We start from the raw sequence: 23,517 nt of genomic DNA, 5'->3' as shown, positions 1-23,517 counted from the left end.
GTCCGGTCAGTCGACGGCCAGCGCGGTGCCGATGACGCCCCGGCGGACCAGCTCCGCCTTGACGTGCAGGTACCAGTCGTCCGTCAGCAGCCGGTGGCGCTCGGAGAGTTCGTCGACGCGGGCCTGCGCCTCCTCGCCCGGCCGGGCGAGCGCCGCGGCGCAGACCGAGGGTTCGAGGTTGGCCAGCGGCCCGACGAAGCCCGACACACCGGGCGCCCGGGTGAGCAGCTGCTCCCAGCCCTGGAAGACGGGCACTGCGGCGGCGTTCCCCAGCAGGTCCCGGGTGAACTCCGCCGATCCGCCGGAGTCCTTGACGCCGACGATGCCGGGCAGGTCGCAGACCTCGCGCAGCGCGTCGATGTCGAGGGGCGCCTCGGAGACCACGTGCTCGTGGTAGACGAACACCGGCAGCGGGCTGCCGTCGAGGATCTCGGCGAAGTGGTCGACGAGCCCGCGGCGCCGGCCGTCGGCGCCGGGGAACGGCGGGGGCACGACGACGGCGTCGGCCCCGAGATCGGCCGCCAGCCGGGCGCGGGCCAGGATGCCCGCCGTGTCGCCGAGCGCCGCTCCGGCGAGGACGGGGGCGCCGTCCGCGTGCTCGACGGTCAGCCGCACCATGTCGGCCCACTGCCCGGGCGTGAGGGTCCAGCCCTCGCCCGTGCTGAGGGCCGGCACAAAGCCGGTGACCTCGCCCCGCAGCGACCGCACCAGGCGCCCGACGCTCGACGCGCACACCCTGCGGTGCTCGTCGACCGGGGTGACCAGCGGCACGAGCGTGCCGCGCAGGCCCTTCAGCCGCCGGACGGCCGCCGCGCGGTCAGAGCTCGCCATGGTCGGCCTCCAGGACCAGGGACCGTTCGTAGAGCACGTCGAGCTCGTCGGGGAAGACCCCGCGCTCCGTGGCCGGTTCGGGCTCCCGCACGGAGGGTCCGAATCCGGCCAGGGCGGTGAGCCGCGGGTTGACGGTGACCAGCCGGCCGCCGGTGGCGACGACCGAGGCGAGCAGCAGCCGGTCGCGCACCCGCAGCCCGGAGGTCCCCGCGGGGAGGGCCGCGGCGGCGGCCAGGTCGGCGTCCGTGTAGGCGCGCCGGTCGATCGGCATCAGGGAGTGCAGCACATCCATGAAGGGGTAGTAGGCGTCCTGCACGTCACGCGGCAGATGCCATACGAAGTCGTCGCAGCGGCCCACTTCCTCGTAGGTCATCACGACGGGATGGTCCAGGTGGGACGCGAAGAAGGCCGTGCAGGCGGCCCGTACGGCCTTGTCGGTGCTGTGCATCCCCATGAACAGGGACGCGTCCAGATGGATCTCAGGCGCCATAGCCGTCCACCGCCTCTCGCAGGCGGGTGACGGAGGCGAGGAACTCGCCGGGGTCGCGGGCCAGTGCCAGGCGGACGTAGGACTCGCCGCGCTCGGGCTCGTTCCAGAAGAAGAAGGTGCCGGGCAGCACATAGACCTCGTGCTGCGCCAAGTGCCGCTGGAGGTCTGTCGCCTTGACGTTGGCGTCCTGGATGCGGAACCAGGCCACGCTGACGTTGACGGCCGGTTCGATGTGCTCGAGGAGGCTGCCGGCGAGGGCCTTCTGCGCGGCCTCCCGGTTACGGGTGATCACATCACGGACCGATGCCATGCCGTCCTCGATGGAGTCCTCCACATAGCGGGAGAGGAAGTTGAGGATGAAGGGCGAGACGTCGAGCAGCACGCTGGTGTGGATGTTGTAGACGTCCTCGTGGAGGTCGCGGCTGCAGGTGAGCAGGGCACACTTGGCGTCCTGGAGCGGCCAGGTCTTGCCGGTGTCCTCCAGCGCGATGTAGCGGACCCCGGAGGTGTCGAGCAGCTCGTAGAGGTCGAAGCGGCCGAAGCGGGGGTCGGCGAGGGCGAAGGCGGCGAAGCAGAGGTCGACGATGAAGAGCTTGTCGTGGTCGACGCAGTAGCGGACGACCTCCTCGAAGCCCTTGCGGCCGTGGGAGAGAAGGCTGAACCCGGTGGGGTTGTTGGGGTCGACGAGGAAGAGCGCGTCGGTGGTGACGGACGCGGCGAGCCGCTCGTAGATGCGGTCGGCGTCGTGCAGGACGTCCTCGGGGACGGGCACCGGCTGCACACCGACGTTGTGCAGCACGTCGGGGAGGTTGTCGAAACACGGCTCGACGAGGCTGACGCTGATGTCGTGGCGCTTGAGGTACATGCCGGCGACCAGCGTCGATATGGAGGCCGCGTAGGAGAGCATGGTCGATTCGGCGCGGACGCTGTGCTGACCGTGCAACCGGAAGAAGACCTCCTTGAAGCGGTCTTCGAGATCGGCCTGTCTGGTGGCCTCGGCCTCGTACCAGAGAGCGGGCAGGGCGGCCACGATCTCCTGCTGGCCCGGGGACTGCTGCTGGTGCGTGTGGGCATCGGCGAGGTTGAAACGGGTCTTGAGTGCCTCGATCTCGTGCTGGGTGAGGTCGAGAAGCTGCTCGGTCACGGGTTCTCCTTCGCATGCTGTGGCAGATGAGCGACAGTCAGACGCCGCGGGTGCCGGTGGGCCACCACGGTGAAAAGGCGCGCCGACGGGGTCCGGGCGGATGGCGCACGGACCCGCGTGACGGCGGTGGGAATACGAACCGGAGGTTCCGCACGGTGACGTGCGTGGAACGAGAGCGCGCTGGACGGAAACGCGTGGGCCGCGTGATGACGCCGGACCCGCATCCGGCCTGGCCGGGGATCGACGGCGAAGTGGCGTGAAGCACCCGCGAATTGACCCCCGTATAACGTACGTTAACCGATGATCGATCATCGCTCAAGGTTGTTGGGAGACCCACGTCCATGACCGGAGAGTCGCTCCACCGCCCAGGCCCCGTGACCGGGCCGACCCGCGCCCCGCTCAGCGACCAGGTCAGGCGCATCCTGCTCGACCACCTCGCGCGGGGGCGATGGCTGCCCGGCGAGCGGATCGTCGAGCGCCGGGTCGCACGGGAACTGGGGGTGAGCCAGACGCCCGTACGGGAGGCCCTGAGGGATCTCCAGGCGCTGCAGTTGGTCGAATTGTCGCCAAACAGAGGAACATGGGTGCGCGAGCTGACGCCCCAGCGGCTCGGTCAGGTCTATCCGGTCCGCGGCGCCCTGGAGCGGCTGGCCGCGGAGCTCGCGCTCGCCCGGCTGGCGGACCGCGTCGGCGTCCTGGAGGAGCACACGGCCCGGATGCACGCCGCGGCGGAGGCCGGTGACGTCGACGGACAGGTCCGCCACGGGGTGGCCTTTCACCGGGAGATCGTCCAATCGGCCGGGAATTCCGTACTGTTGCCCAACTGGGAGTCGCTGACCATCGAGTTGTGGACCCGGCTCTCCCTCACCCGGCTGCGCACCGAGCTGCACGAGAACGCCTCGGACCACGAGCCCCTGATCGAGGCGTTCCGGCGCCGGGACCCGGAAGCCGGACGGCTGCTGCAACTGCACATCCTGGGCTATGCCCACGAACCGATCGGAGCGTCATGACCACCACCACACCCGCGCCCCGGGACGAGGTCCGTCCCGGAGTCATCACCGTCTTCTCCGACATCTGGTGCTCGTTCGCGCACGTGGCCATGCACCGGCTGCACACCACCCGCAAGCGGCTGGGGCTGGAGGGCCGCGTCAGGCTGGACCACCGCGCGTTCCCGCTGGAGATGTTCAACAACGGCCCGAGCCCGCGCCCCGGCACGGACTCCGAGGTGGGCGGCGTGGCCCACATCGAGCCGGAGGCAGGCTGGCAGCTCTGGCGCGCACCCGACTGGAAGTTCCCCTCCACCTCGCTGCCGGCGCTGGAGGCGGTGCAGCTCGCGAAGGAACAGGACCTGGAGGCATCCGAGCGGCTGGACCTCGCGCTGCGCCGCGCCTTCTGGGCACAGAGCCGGTCCATCGGCGCGTACGCGGTCGTGCTGGCCGTCGCCAAGGAGACGGAAGGGATCGATCCGCGGCCCATCGCCGAGGGGCTGGCCGAGGGCCGGGCCCGCGCGCTGATCGCGCGCGACTTCCTCTGCGCGAAGGAGCACGGCGTCATATGCAGCCCGCACTTCTACCTCCCCGATGGATCAGATCACGCCAATCCCGGGGTCGCGGCGCGCTGGCACGGCGCGTACGGAACGGGCTTTCCCGAGGTAACGGCCAATGACCGGGGCGTTTACGAGACCATCCTGGAGCGCGCGGCCAGCTGACTCACAGGTCAGAACGGCCCGGGCGGGCCCGCGGGGAAAAATGATCGATCATCGTTCATTACCGGCGGGTAGATGTTGACTACAGCAACTTGACGCTCCTAGCGTTGTCGGACGGAAACACGGTTCCGCCACACGGAATCAGAGGTTCTATCGGGGCGCTCCTGACGGCCCCGGCGGCCGGTCCACCCGCATACCCGGTCGCGCGTCACCACAGCCGGGGGCACCGCGGCAGCACCCGCGGCGCCCCCGGCCCCCACCCGGGATTGTGAAAGAGGATCAGCCGTGTCCCAGCTCGACCAACTGCCCGACAAGGACCCGTCAGAGGTCGCCGAATGGTGCGAGTCCCTGGACTCCGCCGTCCGGTTCGGGGGAGCCAACCGGACGGCGTATCTGCTGCGCCGTATGGCCGAACACGCCGAGCGGTCCGGGCTGGACCTCCCTCCGCTCCTGGAGACCCCTTACCTCAACACCATTCCGACCTCCGCCGAGCCCGCCTATCCGGGCGACGAGGAGCTGGAGGCCCGGATCACCGCCTGGAACCGCTGGAACGCGGCCGCCATGGTCACCCGCGGCAACCAGCGCGCGGGCCTGGGCGGCCACATGGCGACCTACGCCTCGGCGGCCTGGCTCTACGAGACAGGATTCCAGCACTTCTTCCGCGGCAAGGAGGCCGACGGTTCCGGCGACCAGCTCTACATCCAGGGCCACGCCTCCCCCGGGATCTACGCGCGTGCCTTCCTGGAAGGCCGCTTGACGGAGGGTCAGCTGGACCGCTTCCGGCAGGAGGCCGCGGGCGACGGGCTGCCCTCCTATCCGCACCCGCGCCGGCTGCCCTGGCTGTGGGAGTTCCCGACCGTCTCCATGGGCCTGGGCCCGCTCTCCGCGATCTACCAGGCGCGGTTCAACCGCTATCTGGAGCACCGCGGCATCAAGGACACCTCGCGGTCGCGCGTCTGGGCCTTCCTCGGCGACGGCGAGATGGACGAGCCGGAGTCGACCGCCGCCCTCGCCCTCGCCGGCCGGGAGCGGCTGGACAACCTGACCTTCGTCATCAACTGCAACCTCCAGCGCCTGGACGGCCCGGTCCGCCCCAACTTCAAGATCGTGCAGGAGCTGGAGGCCCAGTTCCGCGCCGCCGGGTGGAACGTCGTCAAGTCGCTGTGGGGCACGGCCTGGGACGAGCTCTTCGCCCAGGACACCGAGGGCGCGCTCGTGCGCCGGCTGCGCGAGGTGCCGGACGCGCAGTTCCAGACGTACGCCACCGTGGAACCTGCCTATCTTCGCGAGCACTTCTTCGGCGCCGAGGGCCCCGGCTCGCCGCTGCACACCATCGGCGCGGGCCTCGGCGACGACCGGCTCCTGGAGCTCTTCCGGACCTCCCGCGCCGGCCACGAGCCGCGCAAGGTCCACGCCGCCTACCGGGCCGCCGTCGAGCACCGGGGCGCGCCGACCGTCGTCCTCGTGCAGACCGTCAAGGGCTATACGCTCGGCCCCGGTTTCGAGTCGCGCAACGCCAACCACCAGATGAAGAAGCTCACGGGGAAGGAGTTCCGGGCGATGCGGGATCTGCTCGATCTCCCGATCCCCGACAGCGCGCTGGACGGCGAGCTGGTGCCGTACGCCCACCCCGGCGAGAACTCCCCCGAGGCGCGGTATCTGCGCGAGCGCCGCGCGGCGCTCGGCGGCCCGGCCCCGGCCCGCAAGGTCGTCGCCAAGCCGCTGCCCGAGCCGTCCGCCAAGCCCTTCGAGGCCCTGCACAAGGGCTCGGGCCGCCAGGAGATCGCCACGACCATGGCGTTCGTCCGGCTGGTCAAGGACCTGATGCGGGAGAAGGAGACCGGCCGGCGCTGGGTGCCCGTCGTCCCCGACGAGGCCCGCACCTTCGGCATGGAGTCCCTCTTCCCCTCGGCCGGTCTGTACTCCCCCGTCGGCCAGACCTACGACCCCGTCGACCGCGACCAGCTCCTTTATTACAAGGAGGCCAAGGACGGTCAGATCCTCAACGAGGGCATCACCGAGGCGGGTTCGCTGGCCGACTTCACGGCGGCCGCCACGTCGTACGCGACGCACGGCGAGCCGATGATCCCGTTCTACATCTTCTACTCGATGTTCGGCTGGCAGCGGACGGCTGATCAGTTCTGGGCGCTGGCCGACCAGTTGGGGCGCGGCTTCGTCATCGGCGCCACGGCGGGCCGCACCACCATGACGGGCGAGGGCCTCCAGCACGCCGACGGCCACTCGCACCTGATCGCCTCCACCAACCCGGCGGCGGTCTCCTACGACCCGGCGTTCGCGTACGAGATCGCGGTCATCGTCCGCGAGGGCCTGCGGCGGATGTACGGCCCCGACGCCGAGAACGTCTTCTACTACCTCACCGTCTACAACGAGACCAAGATCCAGCCGCCCATGCCCGAGGGCGTGGAGGAGGGCATCCTCAAGGGTCTCTACCGCTTCAAGGAGGCCGCCGACGCCCCGGCCGAGGCCCCGCGCCTCCAACTGCTCTCCTCCGGCACGGCCGTCCACTGGGCCCTGGACGCCCAGCGGCTGCTGGCCGACGACTGGGGCGTGGCCGCCGACGTGTGGTCCGCGCCCTCCTGGACCGAGCTGCGCCGCGACGCCCTGTCCTGTGACGCGGCGCAGCTCAAGGGCGAGGACCGGGTCCCGTACGTGACCCAGGCACTGCACGGTGCGCCGGGCCCGGTCCTCGCCGTCAGCGACTGGATGCGGGCGGTCCCCGACCAGATCGCCCCCTGGGTCGAGCAGGACTGGACCTCCATCGGCACGGACGGCTTCGGCCTCTCCGACACGCGCGAGGCGGCACGGCGCCACTTCGGCGTGGACCCGCAGTCGGTGACGGTGGCGGCGCTCGCCGCGCTGGCGCGACGGGGCGAGGTCAAGCCGGAGCTCGTACGGGACGCTGCGCGGCGGTACGGCCTGGAGAGCTGAGCGCCTGCGGCGGGCTTTCCCTCAGCCCCGCCCCTTCGTGGCCCCGCCCGCGAACCTGGGTGAGGTCCGGGGCGGGGCCGGGAAGAATCACAGCTCCTTCGACGGCCAGTCCAGGAGCCGGGCGCCGATGACCGCTGTCTGGAGCGTATAGCGGTGCATCGGGTCCGCCGGGTCCGAGCCCGTCAGGCGCTGGATGCGTTCCAGACGGTACGTCAGGGCCCGTACGCTCAGGGAGAGTCGGCGGGCCGCCTCGGCGGCCACGCATCCCGAGTCGAAATACGCGGTCAGTGTCTCCAGCAGGGGCACCGCCCCGCCGCGGGCCTCGCGGAGCGGGCCGAGCGTCGAGCGTACGAGGTCGGCCATCGCCTGCCGGTCCCGGGTCAGGACGGGGAAGACCAGCAGGTCGGCGGCGTGCAGCACGGGGCTGTCGAGGGCCATGCGCTCGGCGAGGTCCAGGGCGCCGAGGGCCTCCTCGTAGGAGTGGACGACGCCCCCGGCGCCGGGGTGCGGGCGGCCTATCGCCACCCGGCCGCCGTCGGTCGCCGCGTACGCCTGCTTGGTGAAGAAGCGCAGGACGTCGTCCTGGTCGCCCGGCGCGACGCAGATGAGCCGGCCGTCCTTGGTGGTCAGCAGGATCTGCCGCTCGCCGAAGCGGACGTTGAGCACGCTCTCCACGCGGCGCATGACCGGGTGGGCGTCGTCGTACGGTTCGGGTCCCGCGGCGACGGCCACCGCGTGGGCGTGGGCGAGCCGCAGTCCGAAGCGCTCGGCGCGCTCGGAGAGCCGGCCCAGGTCGCTGCGGCCGTAGAGGAGGTCGTCGATGAACTCCCGGCGGGCGGCTTCCTCCTTGCGGACGGCCAGCCGCTGGGCCCGCTCGTACCCTTCCGCGAACGCGTCGATGGCCTGCTCGGCGGCGGCGAGCACGGTCGCGGCGGTGGCCCGGACCCCGGAGGCGCCGTCGGCGCCGGGGGCCGACGGCAGCCGGGTCCACAGGGCGCGGGTCGCGGAGAGGTGGCCGACGACGAGAGCGCGCAGCCCCTGTCCGTTCTCGGCGGCGCGCTCCCCGAGCAGACGGCGCGACTCCACTTCGTCGCGGCGCAGGCGCCTGCCGGTGGCCGATGCGTCGGTCAGCAGGTCCGCATAGCCCTTCAGATAGTCGGCGGGTATCTCCCGGTCCGTCACGCGCTCTCCCGATCCTTGATGCGCCCCTGATGAATTCCTAGCGCGCGGCTCAAGGGTGCCAGACGCCGAAAAGTGACAGCACCCTGCATCAGGAACGCGTAAAGATTGCCGGTGTCCGGCAATGCGCACAGGCGTCCACAACTGTCACCATGGGTCCGCGGACACGGGGGATGAACTCGATGCCGGATTCCGGAAGCGGAAGCCCGGCATCGAGTTCCTGCCGGTCCGGATCGTGCACACGGAACGGGGGAGCGGGCGGATGAGTGACTTCCTCACGGCCGCCCTCGGCTTCCCGACCGCCCTGTTCAGCTTCGCGCTGCTGGTCGTCATCGCCTACTGGCTGCTGATGCTGCCCGGTGGCGGCGTCGACGGCGGTCACCACGGCGGGGGCCACGCGCACGGCCATGCCCACGACGACGCGGACGGTTCCGCTCCGGGCGGGCCCGCCGGGCTGCTGGCCGCGGCCGGGCTGGGCGGGGTGCCGGTGTCCGTCGCCGTGTCGCTGCTGATCACCGTCGCCTGGTTCCTGTCGCTGGCGGGCACGTCCCTGCTGCACACCGCGGACTGGTCAGGTCCCGTACGGCTCCTGCCCGCCGCGGGGGTGCTCGCGGGCGCGCTCGGCGGGTCGTGGGTGATCACCCGGCAGCTCGTACGGCCGCTGCGCAGGCTCTTCCCCGAGGAACGCCCGCCTTCCCGCCTCGACTTCGTCGGCCGCGTCTGCGTCATCCGCACCGGCCGCGTGGACAGCGGGTTCGGGCAGGCCGAGGTGGCCGCGGAGGACGGCTCGACGGCGATCGTCCAGGTCCGCACGGACGACCCCGGTCTCTCCTCGGGCGCGACGGCCCTCATCTTCGACTACGACGCCGAGGGCGAGTTCTTCCGGGTCACGCCCTTCGACGCCGCCCTGGACCCCGGGCTCCCGGCCGTCTGAGCGGCCCGGCGGCCACCACCGGTCCGCCCCTTCACCAACTCACCGACAGAGGTTCCACCATGGATGCCACCGCCATCGGGATCGGCGTGCTCGTCGCCGTCCTGCTGCTGATCGCCCTCGGCGTGCTGTTCACCGTCAGCCGCCTCTTCCGCAAGGTCGAGCAGGGCAAGGCGCTGATCATCTCCAAGACGAAGCGGGTCGACGTCACCTTCACCGGTGCCGTCGTGCTGCCGGTGCTGCACCAGGCCGAGTACATGGACATCTCGGTGAAGACCATCGAGATCCGGCGCACCGGCCGCGAGGGGCTGATCTGCCAGGACAACATCCGCGCCGACATCCACATCAACTTCTTCGTCCGGGTCAACAAGACCGTCGAGGACGTCGTCAAGGTCGCCCAGGCCATCGGCACGCACCGGGCCAGCGACGCGGCCACCCTGCAGGACTTCTTCGCCGCGAAGTTCTCCGAGGCGCTCAAGACGGTGGGCAAGCAGCTGGACTTCGTGGACCTCTACACCAAGCGCGAGGAGTTCCGGGACCGGATCATCGCCGTCATCGGCACCGACCTCAACGGCTACCACCTCGAGGACGCGGCCATCGACTTCCTCGAGCAGACCCCGATGACCCAGCTCGACTCCGCCAACATCCTCGACGCCCAGGGCATCCGCAAGATCACCGAGCTGACGGCGATCGAGCACGTGCGCACCAACGAGTTCCGGCGCACCGAGGAGAAGGAGATCACCCGGCAGAACGTCGAGGCCCGCGAGGCGGTCCTGGAGCTGGAGCGGCGGCAGGCCGACGCCGAGATCAAGCAGACGCGGGAGATCGAGACCTCCCGGGCCCGGGAGGAGGCCGAGACGGCGCGCGTCCAGGCCGAGGAGCGGCTGCGCGCCCACACCGCGCAGATCCGGACCGAGGAACAGCTCGGCGTCCAGAACGAGAACCGCGAGCGCGAGGTCGCCGTCGCGCAGAAGAACCGCGAGCGGGTCATCGCCGTGGAGAACGAGCGCATCGAGAAGGACCGGCTGCTGGAGGTCATCGCCCGGGAGCGGGAGACGCAGCTGCGGCGCATCGCCGCCGACAAGGAGGTCGAGGCGGAGAAGCGCGAGATCGCCGACGTCGTGCGGGAGCGCATCGCGGTCGAGCGGACGGTGGCCGCGCAGGAGGAAGAGATCAAGAAGCTCCGCAAGGTCGAGGAGGCCGAGCGGGACCGGCAGGCGCTGGTCATCCGCGCCGAGGCCGAGGCGCAGGAGCGGCTGGTGAAGGACATCAAGGCGGCCGAGGCCGCGGAGGCGGCCGCGACCCACCGGGCCGCGGAGACGCTGACGGCTGCCGAGGCCCGGCGCAAGGCCGCCGAGCTGGACGCGGAGGCCGCCGTCCGGCTGGCCGAGGGCAAGCGCGCGGACGCCGCGGCCGTCGGACTCGCGGAGGCCGAGGTGCGGATGCGCGAGGCCGAGGCCATCGCGAAGGTCGGCCACGCCGAGGCGGAGGTCGCCCGGGAGAAGGCCCTGGCGAGCGCGGAGGGCCTCAAGCAGAAGCTCAAGTGCGAGGCCGAGGGCCTGACGGAGAAGGCCGCGGCGATGGCGGCGCTGGACGCGGCGAGCCGCGACCACGAGGAGTTCCGGCTGCGGCTGGAGGCCGAGAAGGACGTACGGCTGGCCGGCATCGACGTCCACCGCCAGGTCGCCGAGGCACAGGCGACGGTGCTGGCCACCGGGCTGGAGAACGCGAAGATCGACATCGTCGGCGGGGAGAGCGTCTTCTTCGACCGGCTCGTGAACTCCATCGCGCTGGGCAAGGGCGTGGACGCCTTCGTCGACCGCTCGGAGACGGTGCGGACGCTGGCCGGGCCGTGGCTCGGCGAGGACTCCTCCTTCACGAAGGACCTGGGTGCGCTGGCGGCGGGGCTGGGCACGGGTGGCCTGCGCGACGTGACGATCGCGGGCGCGCTGTCCGGGCTCATCGAGCGGGGCGGTCCGCAGGCGGGCGCGCTGAAGGGCCTGCTGGAGTCCGCGCAGGCCGGTGGGCTGAGCGAAGTGAAGCTGGGTGACCTGGCCGGTCGGGCGACCCAAGTCAACGGCGCCCACAAGTAACCAGAGGTTCTTGTTCCCCAGCCCCGCCCCTTCCCGAAACCGGGGCTTCGCCCCGGACCCCGAAGCACGCTTCGCGCGCTGTCCTCAATCGCCGGACGGGCTGAAATCAGCCCGTCCGGCGATTGAGGGCCCGCACAAAGGAAATCGCACGATGGACACCGGCACCTACGACGTACTGCGCGACCGCCTCGCCGCGCAGGCGACCACGCTCACCAGGGCGGCCGAGGCGCTCAACACCCGCCGCACGGAGACATTCGGCACCTCCGAAATGCAGCTCCTGCGCACCGGCGGGCTCCGTACCGACCGCGCCTGCACCCCGCGCGATGTCGCGGCGGTCGGCGGGCACCTGCTCGTCGGCTACGCGGACACCGCCGCGGACCACGTGTTCGCGCTCCACACCGTCCCGGGGCTCGACCGCGCCCCCGACGGCACGCTGCCCGGCCTGCTCCACGACCCCGCCTTCGGCAAGGAGTTCGGCGAGCTGCACCGCTACTACCGCGACGCCGAGCTGACCCGGCTGCGGCCGCTCGACGGCAAGCTGCTCGCCGTCTTCCGGACCGGTCCGCTGCCCGGCGACCGGCGCGTCCTGCGCTGGCGGCTCGACGCCGACGGCACACCGGGCTATCTGGACGCGCGCGGTGACCGCGACGACGTGCCGCCGCCCGGCGGGGAACTCACGTGGACGCCGACGACCCGCGACGACCACGTCCTCGGCCGCCACCCGCACATCGCCATCGGCGGCGAGCTGTTCGTCTCGACCGTGGGCGGCGCCCTGACCGTCAAGACCGAGAACTCCACCGAGACGCCCGAGGGCATCCACAGCGAACCCGTCGACGAGCCGCTCCAGTCGCTCGCCGACGCCGTCGTCGAGCACGCCCGCACCGGCCCGCTGATCCTGGTGCGCGTCCGCCCGTACAAGGAGGACGCCTGGCGCCACCTCGTCTTCCACACCGTCACCGGGACCGTGGCGCGCCTCGACGGCATCGGGCGGGCCTGTCTGCTGCTCCCCGACGACCAGGGGATCATCTTCCCCGGCGGCTACTGCCTGGCGACCGGCGACACCAAGACCTTCGACACCGGCGCCGAGGGGGAGGAACTCTCCTTCGAGCGGTCCGTGCGGTCCCCGAACGGCGAGGACATCCTCTATGTCTTCCGCTCCCCCGCCGACGGCCGGACGCTGCTGCTCTCCTACAACCTCATCCGCAAGGAGGTCGCCGCCCCGGTGCTCTGCCAGGGGCACGCGCTCTTCGACGACGGCACGCTCGTCACGCTGCGCCCGGGGACCGGCGAAGCGGCGCGGGTGCACACGGTGCAGGTCTGGCGGAGCCCGTACGCCTCCGACACCCACGCCGCCTCGCAGCCCACCGGCACCGGGCCGCTGGGGCGGGTCGGCAACGCGGATCTGGTGCGCGGGGTCTCCGCGTGTCTGACCGTGGCCCGGATGGCGGCCGGGACCTCTCCGACGGGTGCCGTCTTCGAGGAGATCGACGCCGCGTGCGTACGGATCGCGGACCGCTTCCCCTGGCTCGCGGACCCCGAACTGGGCGACCTGCTCACCCCGCTCACGGCGATACGGGCCACGGCCGGGCAGGTGCTGGCGGAGTTCGAGACCGTGCGGGCGCTCACCCGGCAGGCCGCCGACGCGCTGGGCGAGGCGGCGGTCCACATCACCTCGCTGGTGCGCCGCGTCCGCGGCGAGGCGCCCCGTACCGCCGACGCGTGGGTCGGGCAGCTCACCGAACTGCGGCGGGCGCAGGGCAGGCTGGCCACCCTGCGGGAGCTGCGGTACGCCGATGTCGAGCGCATCGACTCCCTGGTCTCCGGCGTCGAGGGCGACATCGCCGCCGCCGCGCAGCGGGCCATCGCCTTCCTCCAGCAGGACGACGCCTTCACCGGCTACCACGCCGACGTCGAGCAGCTGACCGCCGACGCCGCGGCCGTCGAGTCGACCGCGGCCGCCGCGCCGGTCGCCGAGCGGCTCGACGAGCGGGCCGAGGGCCTGCGGGTGCTCACCGAGGTGGTCGCGGGCCTGGACATCGGTGACGCGACCGTGCGCACCTGGATCCTGGAGCGGATCGCCGAGGTGCTCGGCGGGGTCAACCGCGCCCGCGCAACGCTCTCCGCCCGCCGCCGCGAACTGCGGGAGCGGGAGGGCCGGGCCGGATTCGCCGCCGAGTTCGCGCTGCTGGGGCAGGCCGTCACCGGGGCGCTCGCCGCCGCCGACACCCCGCGGGCGTGCGAGGAGCAGCTCGCGCGCGTCCTGCTCCAGCTGGAGAACCTCGAATCGCGCCACGCCGAGTCGGACGGCTTCCTGGAGGAGCTGTCCGCCAAGCGCGCCGAGGTCCACGAGGCCTTCGCCTCCCGGAAGCAGACCCTGGAGGACGGGCTCGCCCGGCGTGCCGAGCGGCTGGCCGGCTCCGCGGCCCGCATCCTCGGCACCGTCCGGCGCCGGGCCACCGCCCTCGCCGACGCCGACGCGGTCAACACCTACTTCGCCTCCGATCCCATGGTCGCCAAGGTCCGCCGCACCGCCGACGAGCTGCGCGGGCTCGGGGACCGCGTGCGGGCCGACGAACTCGACGGGCGGATCGAAGCGGCGCGTCAGGAGGCCGGGCGGGCGGTGCGCGACCGCGCCGAGCTGTACGCCGACGGCGGTGCGGCCGTCCGGCTCGGCCGCCACCGCTTCACCGTCAACGCGCAGGCCCTCGACCTCACCCTCGTCCCGCACGGGGACGGCCTCGCGTTCGCCCTGACCGGCACCGACTACCGCTCCCCCGTCACCGACCCCGGCTTCGCGGCCACCCGCCCCTACTGGGAGCAGCTGCTGCCCTCGGAGAGCCAGGAGGTCTACCGCGCCGAGCACTTGGCCGCGGGCCTGCTCGCGGAGCGGGGCCCCGCCGCCCTGCGGGACGCCGGTCCCGACGGTCTGGCCGCTCTCGTCCGGGCGGCCGCGGACGCGGCGTACGACGAGGGCTACGAGCGCGGCGTCCACGACCACGACGCGACCGCGATCCTCGCCGCCCTGCTGCGCCTGCACTCGGGCGCGGGTCTGCTGCGCTATCCGCCCGCCGCCCGCGCGGCCGCCCAGCTGTTCTGGACGTACGGCACCGACACGGCAGCGCGCGAGGTGTGGACGCTGCGGGCCCGGTCGCTGTCACGGGCGCGCGGGACGTTCGGGCTCGCGCCCGCGATCGGTGACCTCACGGCCGAACTGGCGGCCGCCATGGCCGCGTTCGAGGGCGGTGACCCGGCGGCCGATGCCGCGCTCGCGGCCGAGTACCTCTTCGAGGAGCTGGCCCACGAGCGCGAGGGCTTCGTGACCGGTGCTGCGGCGCGGGAGCTCATCGGTGGTTTCCGCCGGGCGGCGGGTGGCCCGGCGTACGACGACGAACTGCGGGCGCTCGGCGCGCGGGACGGCCTCCTCACGGCGCGCCGTCAGCTCGTCGAGGGCTGGCTCGGCTCGTACGCCGCCGGGCGCGGTGCGGCAGTCGACGCAGGCGACCTGGCGGAGGCGGTCGCCGTGGAGCTGTGCGGTGACATCGCGCGGTACGACTCGGCGGCGCCGCTCTCGGAAGCCGTCGAGGGGCTGCTGGGCGACCATCCCCGGATCGGCGGCCGCCGGCTCGTGCTGCGCCTCGACGAGGTCCTGACCCGCACCCGCCGGTTCCGGGAGGAGGCCGTCCCCGGCTTCCGCGCGTTCCAGCGGCAGCGCAACGCGCTCGTCGCGGCCGAGCGCTCCCGGCTGCGGATCGAGGAGTTCCGGCCGCGGGTGATGAGTGCCTTCGTGCGCAACCGGCTCATCGACGAGGTCTACCTCCCGCTGATCGGTGACAACCTCGCCCGGCAGCTGGGCGCGGCGGGCGACGAGCGGCGCACCGACAACAGCGGTCTGCTGCTGCTCGTCTCGCCGCCCGGTTACGGCAAGACGACCCTGATGGAATACGTGGCCGACCGCCTGGGTCTGGTCCTCGTGAAGGTCGACGGGCCCGCGCTTGGCCGCTCCGTGACCTCGCTCGACCCGGCGCAGGCGCCCGACGCCACCGCGCGCCAGGAGGTCGAAAAGATCAACTTCGCGCTGGAGGCGGGCAACAACGTCCTCCTCTACCTCGACGACATCCAGCACACCTCGCCCGAGCTGCTCCAGAAGTTCATCTCCCTGTGCGACGGGCAGCGGCGGATGGAGGGGGTGTGGGACGGCCGGTCGCGCACGTACGACCTGCGCGGCAAGCGGTTCGCGGTGTGCATGGCCGGCAATCCGTACACCGAGTCGGGCGGGGTCTTCCGCGTGCCCGACATGCTCGCGAACCGTGCCGACGTGTGGAATCTCGGCGACGTCCTGAGCGGCAAGGAGGAGGTCTTCGCGCTCAGCTTCGTGGAGAACGCCCTGACCTCCCACCCGGTCCTCGCCCCGCTCGCCGCACGCGAACAGGCCGACCTGGAACTGCTGCTCCGCCTGGCCGCGGGCGACACGGCGGTAGGGGCCGACCGGCTCGCCCACCCGTACGCGCCGGCCGAACTCGACCGCGTGCTCGCCGTCCTGCGCCACGCGCTGACCGTGCGGCGCACCGTGCTCGCCGTCAACGCGGCCTACATCGCCTCCGCGGCCCGGTCGGAGGCGACGCGCACCGAGCCGCCGTTCCGGCTCCAGGGCTCGTACCGCGACATGAACAAGATCATCTCTCGTGTCGACCCCGTCATGAACGAGGCCGAGCTCGCCTCGGTCGTCGACGACCACTACAAGGGCGAGGCCCAGACGCTGACGGACGGCGCCGAGGCCAATCTCCTCAAACTCGCCGAGCTGCGTGGCACGTTGACGGTGAGTCAGGCCGAGCGGTGGGAGGAGGTCAAGGCGGCCTACGTACGGGGTGTGCGGCTGGGCGGGCCCGAGGGCGACCCGGTCACGCGGGCGGTCGCGGCGCTGGGCGTCCTGGCGGACCGCCTGGCCGCGGTGGAGGCGGCGATAGCGGGCGCGCCGCGCCGGATGCCGCACGGGGGTTGAGGGCAGGCGCGCCGCGCGGGAAGGACACCCTCAGCGCACCGTCCTCGCCAGGAAGAGACCCGTTGTCGTCTCCAGGCGCGCGGTCCCTCCGCGCGCCTGCACCACCCGCCGCACGTCGGCGAACAGCGCCTGCCGCGCGTCCTTTGGCATCACGCGGTACGCGGAGTGCGAGGCGAGCAGGTCGACGAGCCCTTGCGCGGAGCGCTCGTGCACGGATTCGTACCGCCGGTACGTCACGTCCGTGAAGCCGCCGTCGGCCGTCAGCTCCTCGTGGACCCACGACTCGGTGCCCTCGACGGTCGACCTGGGGCGCAGTTCGTTGAAGGCACCCGACGCCACGCCCGCGAGGTGCGGCTCGTGCGCCGCGGCCAGCTCCTCCTCGATGCCGTCCCCGGCGACGGTCCAGTCGTTCCAGAACAGCGCGAGGGCCCCGCCCGGGCGCAGCGCGGCACGCGCCCGCGCCCACCGCACCTCGGGGTCCAGCCAGTGCCACGCCTGGGCGGAATAGAGGAGCCCGTAGGGGACCGCCGGGCGCCAGGTCTCGAAGTTGCCCACCTCGACGGTGACATCGGCCGACCCCGCGCACTTGCGGGCGAGCACGTCGGCCATCCGGGGATCGGGCTCGACGCAGGTGAGCGACAGGCCCCGCGCGGCGAAGGCGAGCGTGGCCTTCCCGGTCCCCGCGCCGACCTCCACGACCGGGGCGCCGTCCAGGGCCGCGAACTCGACGACGTCGGCGACGAGGGCCTCGGGATAGCCGGGGCGGGACGCGTCGTAGATCTCGGCGGCCTCGCCGAAGACGTGACGCCGCTCCCGGCGCCAGGACTGCGCGTCATTCACGATCGGATCATCAGCCATGCCCCCACCCTAGGCGCGCGTCCGCAGGGCCCGGGGAGGAGACCCGGATGCGGCCGGGAAGGGCGAGCGGGAACCCGCGCCGCACGGCAAGCCGTTCTCCGGGCGATACCCCCACGGACGACGAAGACACAGGTGCGGCGATGACCCCATTGGTACCCGGCGGCAACACCCCTCTCCCCCACGGCCCGGTGTCCCTCCGTGTGCCCGGGCCCTTCGATCTCTCCGCCCTCGTCACCGACGACACCGGCAAGGTCACCGGCGACGGCGACTTCGTCTTCTACAACCAGCCGGCCGCTCCCGGCGTCCGGCTGCACGACGGTGTCCTCACCGTGGACCCGGCGCGGCTGCGGGCCGGGGCGAGCCGGGTCACGCTCGCCGTCAGCCCCGCCGACCCCGGCACACCGCTCGGCCGGCTGCCCGCGCCCGCCCTGTCGGTGACGGGCGACGGACAGGGCGTGCTCGCCCGGTTCGCCCCGCCGCGCCCCACCCACGAGACCGTGCTGCTGCTCGCGGAGATCTACCGGCGCGACGGCGGGTGGAAGCTGCGCGCGCTCGGCCAGGGGTACGCGGACGGGCTGGCCGGCATCGCCCGCGACTTCGGTGTCGACGTGCTGGACGAGGGCACCGGCGCCGGGGTGGATGTCTCCGACCCCCTTGCGGAGACGGTGAATTCGGCGCGCTCGCGCGGGGGCGCCCCGCCGGTGGCGGTGGACCCGCGGCTCACGGCCGCCGCGCGGAGCCACGCGGCGTCGATGGCGGCCCAGGGGCGTCTCGCCGCCGAAGGGGCAGACGGCGTCTCCGTCTTCCAGCGCGTCACCGGCAACGGCTATGCCTATCTGCGGATAGCCGAACAGCTGGTCTCCGGCCCCCGCACCCCGGCGGAGTTCGTGGACTACTGCCTGGGCGATGCGGAGGCACGGCAGCCGTTCCGCGACCCCGCGCTGACCGCCGTGGGCATCGCGCAGTCCGTGGACGCCCGCTCCGGCACCACCTATTGGACGGCCCTGTGGGCAAGCCCGTTCAGTGAGTCAGGGCTGACGCGCACCGCGGCCGAGGTCGTCGCGCTCACCAACGCCGAGCGCGCTTCGGCGGGTCTGCCGCCGCTGGCCGACGACCGGCTCCTGGGCGTGGCCGCACAGGCCCACTCCGCGGACATGGTCGCGCGCGACTTCTACGCGCACACCTCGCCCGAGGGGCGGCAGCCCTGGGACCGGGCCGCGGCGGCGGGATGCGGGCACCGGGGCATCGGCGAGAACATCGCGTGCGGCCAGCGGTCCCCCGCCGAGGTCGTCCGGGGCTGGATGAACAGCCCCGGGCACCGCGCCAATATCCTCGATCCGGGCTTCACCCACATCGGCATCGGGTTTGTCGGCGGCGGCCGGGCGGGTACCTACTGGACCCAGCTGTTCGGCCTGTCCCGGTGAATCGGCTCTCGCGTTCCGCCGGCGGCACAGGAGTCCGACGATGCCTGAATTTCCGCTACAGAATCGTTCTTTCACAGCTACTTGATCGTTCTACCACCGAGTAATCCGGGACATCTCGCGAGGGGCGCCCGAGCGCACCTTTTCGGGTCTTCCAAATCTTTCGACACAGCTTCACCAACGGTTGACGATCTGCTACGTTGGGTACGCTCGAGATACCTCAGGGGGGCGCCGTGCGGAGAAAAGAATTCGCTGTGGGCGTGCGCAGCCTGATCGATCCGGAAGGCCAATCCTTTCCCGCACGCTCAGCCCCTCGCGTGACACGGCCGCGGCCCTTCGACGAAGGCGCAGGGGCACTCATATCCGCGCTGCGGAAAGAAGAGGCCCGACAGATCACGGGGGCGGTGCGGGCGGGGCGCCAGGAGGAGTTGGGCAGACACCCGGAATTGACAAGGCTGCGCATCGCGGCGGTGACGGGGAGCTTTCTTTCCGCGGTGTCGACCCTGGCCTTCTGCACGCTCGCCTTCGCGAGCCACGCGGAGTGGCCGCTGATAGGCGTCTGGACGGTCTCGGCGGGCGCCACCCTGGCCATCCTGGCCTTCTTCACCGCGCTGCGCCGGGCGCTGGCCAAACAGCGGGCGCACCAGCTCCGTATCTCACGGTCGATGCTCTGCGCCACGCTGCGGGGCATGGCCGAGGAACAGGTGCTCGACCTGGAGGCGAAGCAGCTGCTGCGGCGCAGCCAGGACGACCCGGAGCTGGCGAACGCCATCCTCGCGGGCATCGTCCGCGAGTACACCGACGCCGAGCAGTCGGCCGAACAGCACACGGAATTGGGCCGGCATCACACATTCTCCGTTCTGGTGGACAAGGTGACGAACCCGGCCAACCAGGACCATCTGATCGCCCGTACACTTCGGCGGCTGGCCTCGGACGTGGACGCGGATGTGAGCGAGGCGCGTTAATGACGGACAACGGGGGCACCAATGGATCGACGGTCGATTTCGACCAGTTGATGGAGTTGGTGAAAAATCTCGAGAACGTGAAATCAAGAAATTTACGGCGCGCCATGCGATCCATCAACATGGAGGCCCGTAATCAACGGCTCGACGTCATCCTGGGAAATGCCACGACGGCTCTCGGGCAATGCCTTTCCGGCACGCTCGTCCTCGCCTATCTCTGGGTCGGATATCAGATGGTGCAGAGAGGCGACGCGGGTTACTGCGTGCTGCTGTGCGGAATGCCCGTCACTTCCGTCGCCTCCATCTTCGCCCTGAAGAAGGTGCCGGCCACGCAGGCCATGGGCACGCTCTCGCGGCAGATCACCAGACTGCTGCGCCGCGTCCCCGCCCCCGCCACGGGCACCCAGGACGGCAACCCGCCCACCGGGCAGGGCGGCGACGACCCCGCCACTCCCTGACCCGCAAGCCCGCACGGGCCGGACCACACGGGAGCGTACGGCCTCACCCGGCACATCGAGCGCGCACCGCCGCCATGCCGCGAGCCGGGTCCGATGCGCCCCGGCCGTCCGCGCCTTGGGCCCCGGACGGGGAGTGCCATGCCCGGGGCCGGGCCCGACACCCGACTTCTACTCCTGGAAGGAGCAGTGATGGCAGATCCCGACACCCCCGGTCCGGCGGACCGTACGGGCGACGCGCTCGTCACCGACCTGGAGGCGCTCATCGAGGACACCGCCCGCGCCGCCGCGCGCCACGGCTGGGCCGCCGTCGCCGAGGCGGCCGCCGCGCTGCCGGAGCGCGACGACCGGAGCGTCCTGCTGTGCGCCTCGCCCAAGGCCGACGGCACCGCCCTCGCCGCGCATCTGCGTACCCGCCTGCCGGAACTGGAGCTGCGCACGGCCCCGTTGGAGCCGCTGCACGCGGACCCTTACGAGGCGCTGCGCGCCAACCGCGTCGTCCTCGCCCTGGGCTGCGCCGAGCTGCTCAGCCCCGCGGCGGCCGCGGCGGGCAGCGCCCTCGCGGGCCGGCCGCCGGGCACCGTCCTCGTCGTCCTCACCGGAGCCGACGCGCTGTCCGGGGACGACGATCTCGCCCTGGTGGCTCGGCGGATCCGGCGTGTCCTGTACGCCGGCACCGACGAGCAGTGGACCGGCCGGGGCCTGGCGGAGCTCGGCTGTCTGCTGTGGAGCGCCGAGGACCCGGCGGACATCACCGAGCCGCTGCACGGGCTGCTCGCCCACGACGCGGCGGCGCTGGAGGAGCGGTTGCGGTCGGCCGTGGCCGCGCCGCCCGGGCTGCTCCACGACCGCGCCGTCCATCTGCTCGGCCTCGCTGCCGGGTTGCCCGCCGAGCCGGCCGGCGCCGGGGAGGTGCGGCGGCCCGCCACCGACGGCATCACCGAGGCGCGTGCGGTGCTGAAGAGCGGGCGCCGGAAGGTGCTCCGCGCCGTGGACGCCGAGACGGCGGCGGCGGAGCGGGAGATCGTGGCCACCTTGCGGGTGGCGGAGCAGGACCTGCTGCGCGGGCTGGACGGGTTCCTCGAACGGCACCGCCAGGAGGTGTCCGAGCCGGGCCGGGCGCGGCGCCTGGTATCCGGCTACGTCGACCGGGGCACCGGCAGCTGGGCCACCGCCGCCGTGTCCGGGCTGCGGGCCCGGGCCGCCCGGATCGACCTCGTGGCCACGGAGGTGTTCCGGGAGCTGGAACAGGCCGTCGCCGCGCGGGGCGTGGACGGGGTCACGGTCGGCGCCCCGCCGCCGGTGTCGCTAGACGGCGCCGCGCGCGGCCCGGCCGCCGCCCCGGGCGGCAGGCCGACGGGCGGGAAGCCGTCCGGGGTGCCGACCGAGATGGTGGTGGGCGGTGCGATCGGGGCCGCCGCCGGAGCCGTGCTCACCAGTGGGCTGGGCACCCTGCTCGGCGCCGGGATGGGCGCCGCGGCCGGTGGGGTGCTCCACCACCGCCAGACCGAGCTGCAGATCGGCCGCGCCGCCGCGTACGGCCGGTCCGCCGTACGGGAGCGCGTCGGCGCCCTCATGGTCGGCGTCCCGGCCGCCGTGCGCCGGGAGGCCGAGGCGCTACGGCGCTCTATGGAGCGGGCGTTGGACCGGATCGGCAGGGACCTGGAGGCGGCGCGCCCGCCGCGGGAGCCCGGTCCGCGACCCGCCCGCGGCACCGACGCGGAGGCCGCCGGAGCGCTCGGCGGGCTGCGGCGTCAGCTGGCCGCGCTGGAGGCGACAGCGGCGGACCACTGACGATGCCTCCGACAGGGACCCCGACGGTGGTCCTCCCGCCGCCCCTCGCCGAGCAGTTGGCCCGCCACCACGGCACCGGCTACCGGGACCGGCTGTGCGCCGGGCTGGAGCGGGCGCGGGAGGCCCTGGCCGGGCCGGTCACGACGGTGGTCTTCGGCGGTCACTTCGGCGCCGGGAAGTCCAGCCTCCTCAACCTGCTGACATGCCGTCAGCTGCTGCCGGTCGGCGACTTCCCGCAGACGGGGGTGGCCTGTGTGATCCGCGGCGGCCCCGCCGACCGGGTCACCACCCCCCGCCCGGACGGGCTGCGGGACATCCTCCCCTGCACCCCCGCCGCGATCGCGGGGGCCGTCTCGCTGATCGCGGCCGGCGGCTCGTACCGCGGTGAGGTGCTGGACGGGCCCGGCCGGGTGGACATCGAACTGGCCGACTCCGCCGTGCCGCCCGGGGTGCGGTGGATCGACTCGCCGGGCATCGGCGACACCGGTGCCACGGCCCGCCGCGCCGCCGCGGCCGCCCGGCAGGCGGACCTCCTGGTGTGGGTGGCCGACTCCCGGCAGCCGCTCTCCATGACGGAGGAGGACTTCCTGCGCGAGCACCTCCGGCGCCGGGGGCCCGCCTCGTTGGCCGTCCTGGTCAACGTCTTCCTCACCGAGGACACCCCCGGGCTCTGGGACCGCTTCCTGGGCACCCGCGCCGAGTGGCACCGGCGGCGCCTCGCCGCCGCCCTGGACGGGGCACGGCCCGCGGGGCTGGCGTTCGTCAGCGTCCGCGCCGCGACCGCCGACCCCACCGGCTTCGGCGGACCGGAGGCCCGCGCCCTGCCGGCCCGGCTCACCGGCCCCCGCGACGACGGCGCGGCCGCGGCCAGGCGCGCGCGGGCCGCGTCCCTGCTGCGCCCGCACGCCGAGGAGACCGCGTTCCGGATACGCGAGCAGCACTCCGTCCTGGCCCAGGAGCGCGCCCGTACCGCCCTGGCCGAGGCCGAACTCGCCGCCCGCTCCGAGCTGTTCCGCGCCCACGCCGAACGCGCCGTCGACCACACCCTCCGCCAGTGGACCGCGCGGGCCCAGGAGTGCGGGGACCGGGTCGCCGCGCTGCTCGCCGCGGGCCGGCCGGTGCTGCGCGACGGCGCGTACGGAAGCCTGCTCACGGACCTGCTCGGGCGGGCGGCCACGAGCCTGGCCCACGAGCTGGCGACGGCGGTCTCCGCGCACGCGGGGCGCACGGGGCACGCCGTGTTCACGGCCGGGGCGGTCGAGCGTCTGGTGGCGCTGACGCGCCCGGAGCAGGCAGTCGTCGAGGTGGCCGACGGGCTCGGCGGCGGGCTGTCGTACGACCGCTCCGGCGGGCGGTTCGGGGCCCGGGTACCCGCGGGGGCGGCGCGTACCCGGGCCGTCGTCCTGGCCGCGGCCGCGGCAGCCGGTCAGGACGGCGTACGGCGGCGGCGCCGGATCCTGGAGCTCCTCCACGGGGTCTGCCGTCCCCTGGCGCCCGTGCCCGTCGCCCCCGACACCGGCCCGCTCAGCGTTCTCGAAGCCCTGCAAGGGCACTTGGCCCACTGCCTGGAGTCCTGCGGCGCGACCGGCGCGCACGACCGCGTCACGGGCGGCGCGCCATGAGCAGCGTCCTCGGCCTCGGCCTCCCCTGCTCCGACGAGTTCCTGCGGGGCGTGCGCGTGCGGGCCGCTTCCAGGGACGGCTCAA

The 23,517-nt window shown here is 73.0% G+C and carries 16 protein-coding genes; 11 read left to right on the top strand and 5 right to left on the bottom strand.

All coding sequences use genetic code 11. The features are described from left to right. Positions 1 to 6 precede the first annotated feature (6 nt). The 3 genes from ABD269_RS31940 to ABD269_RS31930 are packed head-to-tail and all read right to left on the bottom strand — an operon-like array spanning position 7 to position 2,465. The gene (locus ABD269_RS31940; RefSeq protein WP_344123602.1) at positions 7 to 831 is read right to left on the bottom strand and encodes a dihydrodipicolinate synthase family protein; all 825 of its coding nucleotides are present in this window, start codon (positions 829 to 831) and stop codon (positions 7 to 9) included. Next, a complete protein-coding gene (locus tag ABD269_RS31935) occupies positions 818 to 1,321 on the bottom strand; it encodes a DUF6190 family protein (protein ID WP_344123600.1) in 504 nt (167 codons plus the stop codon). The genes ABD269_RS31940 and ABD269_RS31935 overlap by 14 nt, the downstream gene beginning before the upstream one ends. Further along, positions 1,311 to 2,465 (bottom strand): aminotransferase class I/II-fold pyridoxal phosphate-dependent enzyme, encoded by a 1,155-nt coding sequence (locus ABD269_RS31930; RefSeq protein WP_344123598.1) that lies wholly within the window; start codon positions 2,463 to 2,465, stop codon positions 1,311 to 1,313. Before ABD269_RS31930 ends, ABD269_RS31935 begins: the two co-directional genes overlap by 11 nt. A 374-nt stretch (positions 2,466 to 2,839) precedes the next feature. On the opposite strand from ABD269_RS31930, the gene ABD269_RS31925 reads away from it, so the two are divergent. The 3 genes from ABD269_RS31925 (at position 2,840) to aceE (ending at position 7,119) form a co-directional block, all read left to right on the top strand. Then, complete coding sequence (locus ABD269_RS31925) at positions 2,840 to 3,475, top strand: GntR family transcriptional regulator (protein WP_425573027.1); 636 nt, start codon at positions 2,840 to 2,842, stop codon at positions 3,473 to 3,475. Then, positions 3,472 to 4,173 carry a DsbA family oxidoreductase gene (locus ABD269_RS31920; protein ID WP_344123594.1) on the top strand — a complete coding sequence of 234 codons (702 nt, stop codon included), beginning with the start codon at positions 3,472 to 3,474 and terminating at the stop codon, positions 4,171 to 4,173. Before ABD269_RS31925 ends, ABD269_RS31920 begins: the two co-directional genes overlap by 4 nt. 282 nt (positions 4,174 to 4,455) lie before the next feature. Beyond that, a complete protein-coding gene (gene aceE, locus ABD269_RS31915) occupies positions 4,456 to 7,119 on the top strand; it encodes a pyruvate dehydrogenase (acetyl-transferring), homodimeric type (RefSeq protein ID WP_301889855.1) in 2,664 nt (887 codons plus the stop codon). Positions 7,120 to 7,206: 87 nt separating this feature from the next. Here the strand turns inward: aceE and ABD269_RS31910 are convergent, their stop codons facing one another. Beyond that, entirely contained in the window at positions 7,207 to 8,301 is a 1,095-nt protein-coding gene (locus ABD269_RS31910) for a PucR family transcriptional regulator (protein ID WP_344123591.1), read from the bottom strand. Positions 8,302 to 8,560: 259 nt separating this feature from the next. Between ABD269_RS31910 and ABD269_RS31905 the strand changes: the two genes are divergently transcribed. The 3 genes from ABD269_RS31905 (at position 8,561) to ABD269_RS31895 (ending at position 16,321) form a co-directional block, all read left to right on the top strand. Beyond that, positions 8,561 to 9,232, top strand: a complete 672-nt coding sequence (locus tag ABD269_RS31905) for a hypothetical protein (RefSeq protein WP_344123589.1) — start codon at positions 8,561 to 8,563, stop codon at positions 9,230 to 9,232. 59 nt (positions 9,233 to 9,291) lie between these two features. Beyond that, positions 9,292 to 11,322: a flotillin family protein gene (locus ABD269_RS31900; protein WP_344123587.1), complete on the top strand. Its 2,031-nt coding sequence runs from the start codon at positions 9,292 to 9,294 to the stop codon at positions 11,320 to 11,322. Between the two features lie 151 nt (positions 11,323 to 11,473). Beyond that, entirely contained in the window at positions 11,474 to 16,321 is a 4,848-nt protein-coding gene (locus tag ABD269_RS31895) for a DNA repair ATPase (RefSeq protein WP_344123585.1), read from the top strand. A 30-nt stretch (positions 16,322 to 16,351) separates the two neighbouring features. Here the strand turns inward: ABD269_RS31895 and ABD269_RS31890 are convergent, their stop codons facing one another. Next, complete coding sequence (locus tag ABD269_RS31890) at positions 16,352 to 17,179, bottom strand: class I SAM-dependent methyltransferase (RefSeq protein ID WP_344123583.1); 828 nt, start codon at positions 17,177 to 17,179, stop codon at positions 16,352 to 16,354. A 140-nt stretch (positions 17,180 to 17,319) separates the two neighbouring features. Between ABD269_RS31890 and ABD269_RS31885 the strand changes: the two genes are divergently transcribed. The 5 genes from ABD269_RS31885 (at position 17,320) to ABD269_RS31865 (ending at position 23,433) form a co-directional block, all read left to right on the top strand. Continuing rightward, entirely contained in the window at positions 17,320 to 18,603 is a 1,284-nt protein-coding gene (locus ABD269_RS31885) for a CAP domain-containing protein (protein WP_344123582.1), read from the top strand. Positions 18,604 to 19,094: 491 nt separating this feature from the next. Further along, complete coding sequence (locus tag ABD269_RS31880) at positions 19,095 to 19,565, top strand: hypothetical protein (RefSeq protein WP_344123579.1); 471 nt, start codon at positions 19,095 to 19,097, stop codon at positions 19,563 to 19,565. Beyond that, entirely contained in the window at positions 19,565 to 20,020 is a 456-nt protein-coding gene (locus tag ABD269_RS31875; protein WP_344123577.1) for a 6TM ABC transporter family protein, read from the top strand. The genes ABD269_RS31880 and ABD269_RS31875 overlap by 1 nt, the downstream gene beginning before the upstream one ends. A 189-nt stretch (positions 20,021 to 20,209) precedes the next feature. Beyond that, positions 20,210 to 21,811, top strand: a complete 1,602-nt coding sequence (locus ABD269_RS31870) for a hypothetical protein (RefSeq protein ID WP_344123575.1) — start codon at positions 20,210 to 20,212, stop codon at positions 21,809 to 21,811. 2 nt (positions 21,812 to 21,813) lie between these two features. Beyond that, complete coding sequence (locus ABD269_RS31865; protein ID WP_344123573.1) at positions 21,814 to 23,433, top strand: dynamin family protein; 1,620 nt, start codon at positions 21,814 to 21,816, stop codon at positions 23,431 to 23,433. Positions 23,434 to 23,517 lie beyond the last annotated feature (84 nt).

This window comes from Streptomyces blastmyceticus (assembly GCF_039521185.1).
In the GTDB taxonomy this organism is placed as follows: Bacteria; Actinomycetota; Actinomycetes; order Streptomycetales; family Streptomycetaceae; genus Streptomyces; species Streptomyces blastmyceticus.
The sequence above is the reverse complement of the archived record's forward strand: the minus strand, read 5'-3'. Positions and strand labels throughout refer to the sequence as shown.

Coding starts and splice junctions, on each gene's coding strand:
- ABD269_RS31940 (WP_344123602.1), bottom strand. CDS start 831: ATGGCGAGCTCTGACCGCGCGGCGGCCGTCCGGCGGCTGAAGGGCCTG.
- ABD269_RS31900 (WP_344123587.1), top strand. CDS start 9,292: ATGGATGCCACCGCCATCGGGATCGGCGTGCTCGTCGCCGTCCTGCTG.
- ABD269_RS31875 (WP_344123577.1), top strand. CDS start 19,565: ATGACGGACAACGGGGGCACCAATGGATCGACGGTCGATTTCGACCAG.
- ABD269_RS31895 (WP_344123585.1), top strand. CDS start 11,474: ATGGACACCGGCACCTACGACGTACTGCGCGACCGCCTCGCCGCGCAG.
- ABD269_RS31920 (WP_344123594.1), top strand. CDS start 3,472: ATGACCACCACCACACCCGCGCCCCGGGACGAGGTCCGTCCCGGAGTC.
- ABD269_RS31865 (WP_344123573.1), top strand. CDS start 21,814: ATGCCTCCGACAGGGACCCCGACGGTGGTCCTCCCGCCGCCCCTCGCC.
- ABD269_RS31870 (WP_344123575.1), top strand. CDS start 20,210: ATGGCAGATCCCGACACCCCCGGTCCGGCGGACCGTACGGGCGACGCG.
- ABD269_RS31935 (WP_344123600.1), bottom strand. CDS start 1,321: ATGGCGCCTGAGATCCATCTGGACGCGTCCCTGTTCATGGGGATGCAC.
- ABD269_RS31905 (WP_344123589.1), top strand. CDS start 8,561: ATGAGTGACTTCCTCACGGCCGCCCTCGGCTTCCCGACCGCCCTGTTC.
- ABD269_RS31885 (WP_344123582.1), top strand. CDS start 17,320: ATGACCCCATTGGTACCCGGCGGCAACACCCCTCTCCCCCACGGCCCG.
- ABD269_RS31890 (WP_344123583.1), bottom strand. CDS start 17,179: ATGGCTGATGATCCGATCGTGAATGACGCGCAGTCCTGGCGCCGGGAG.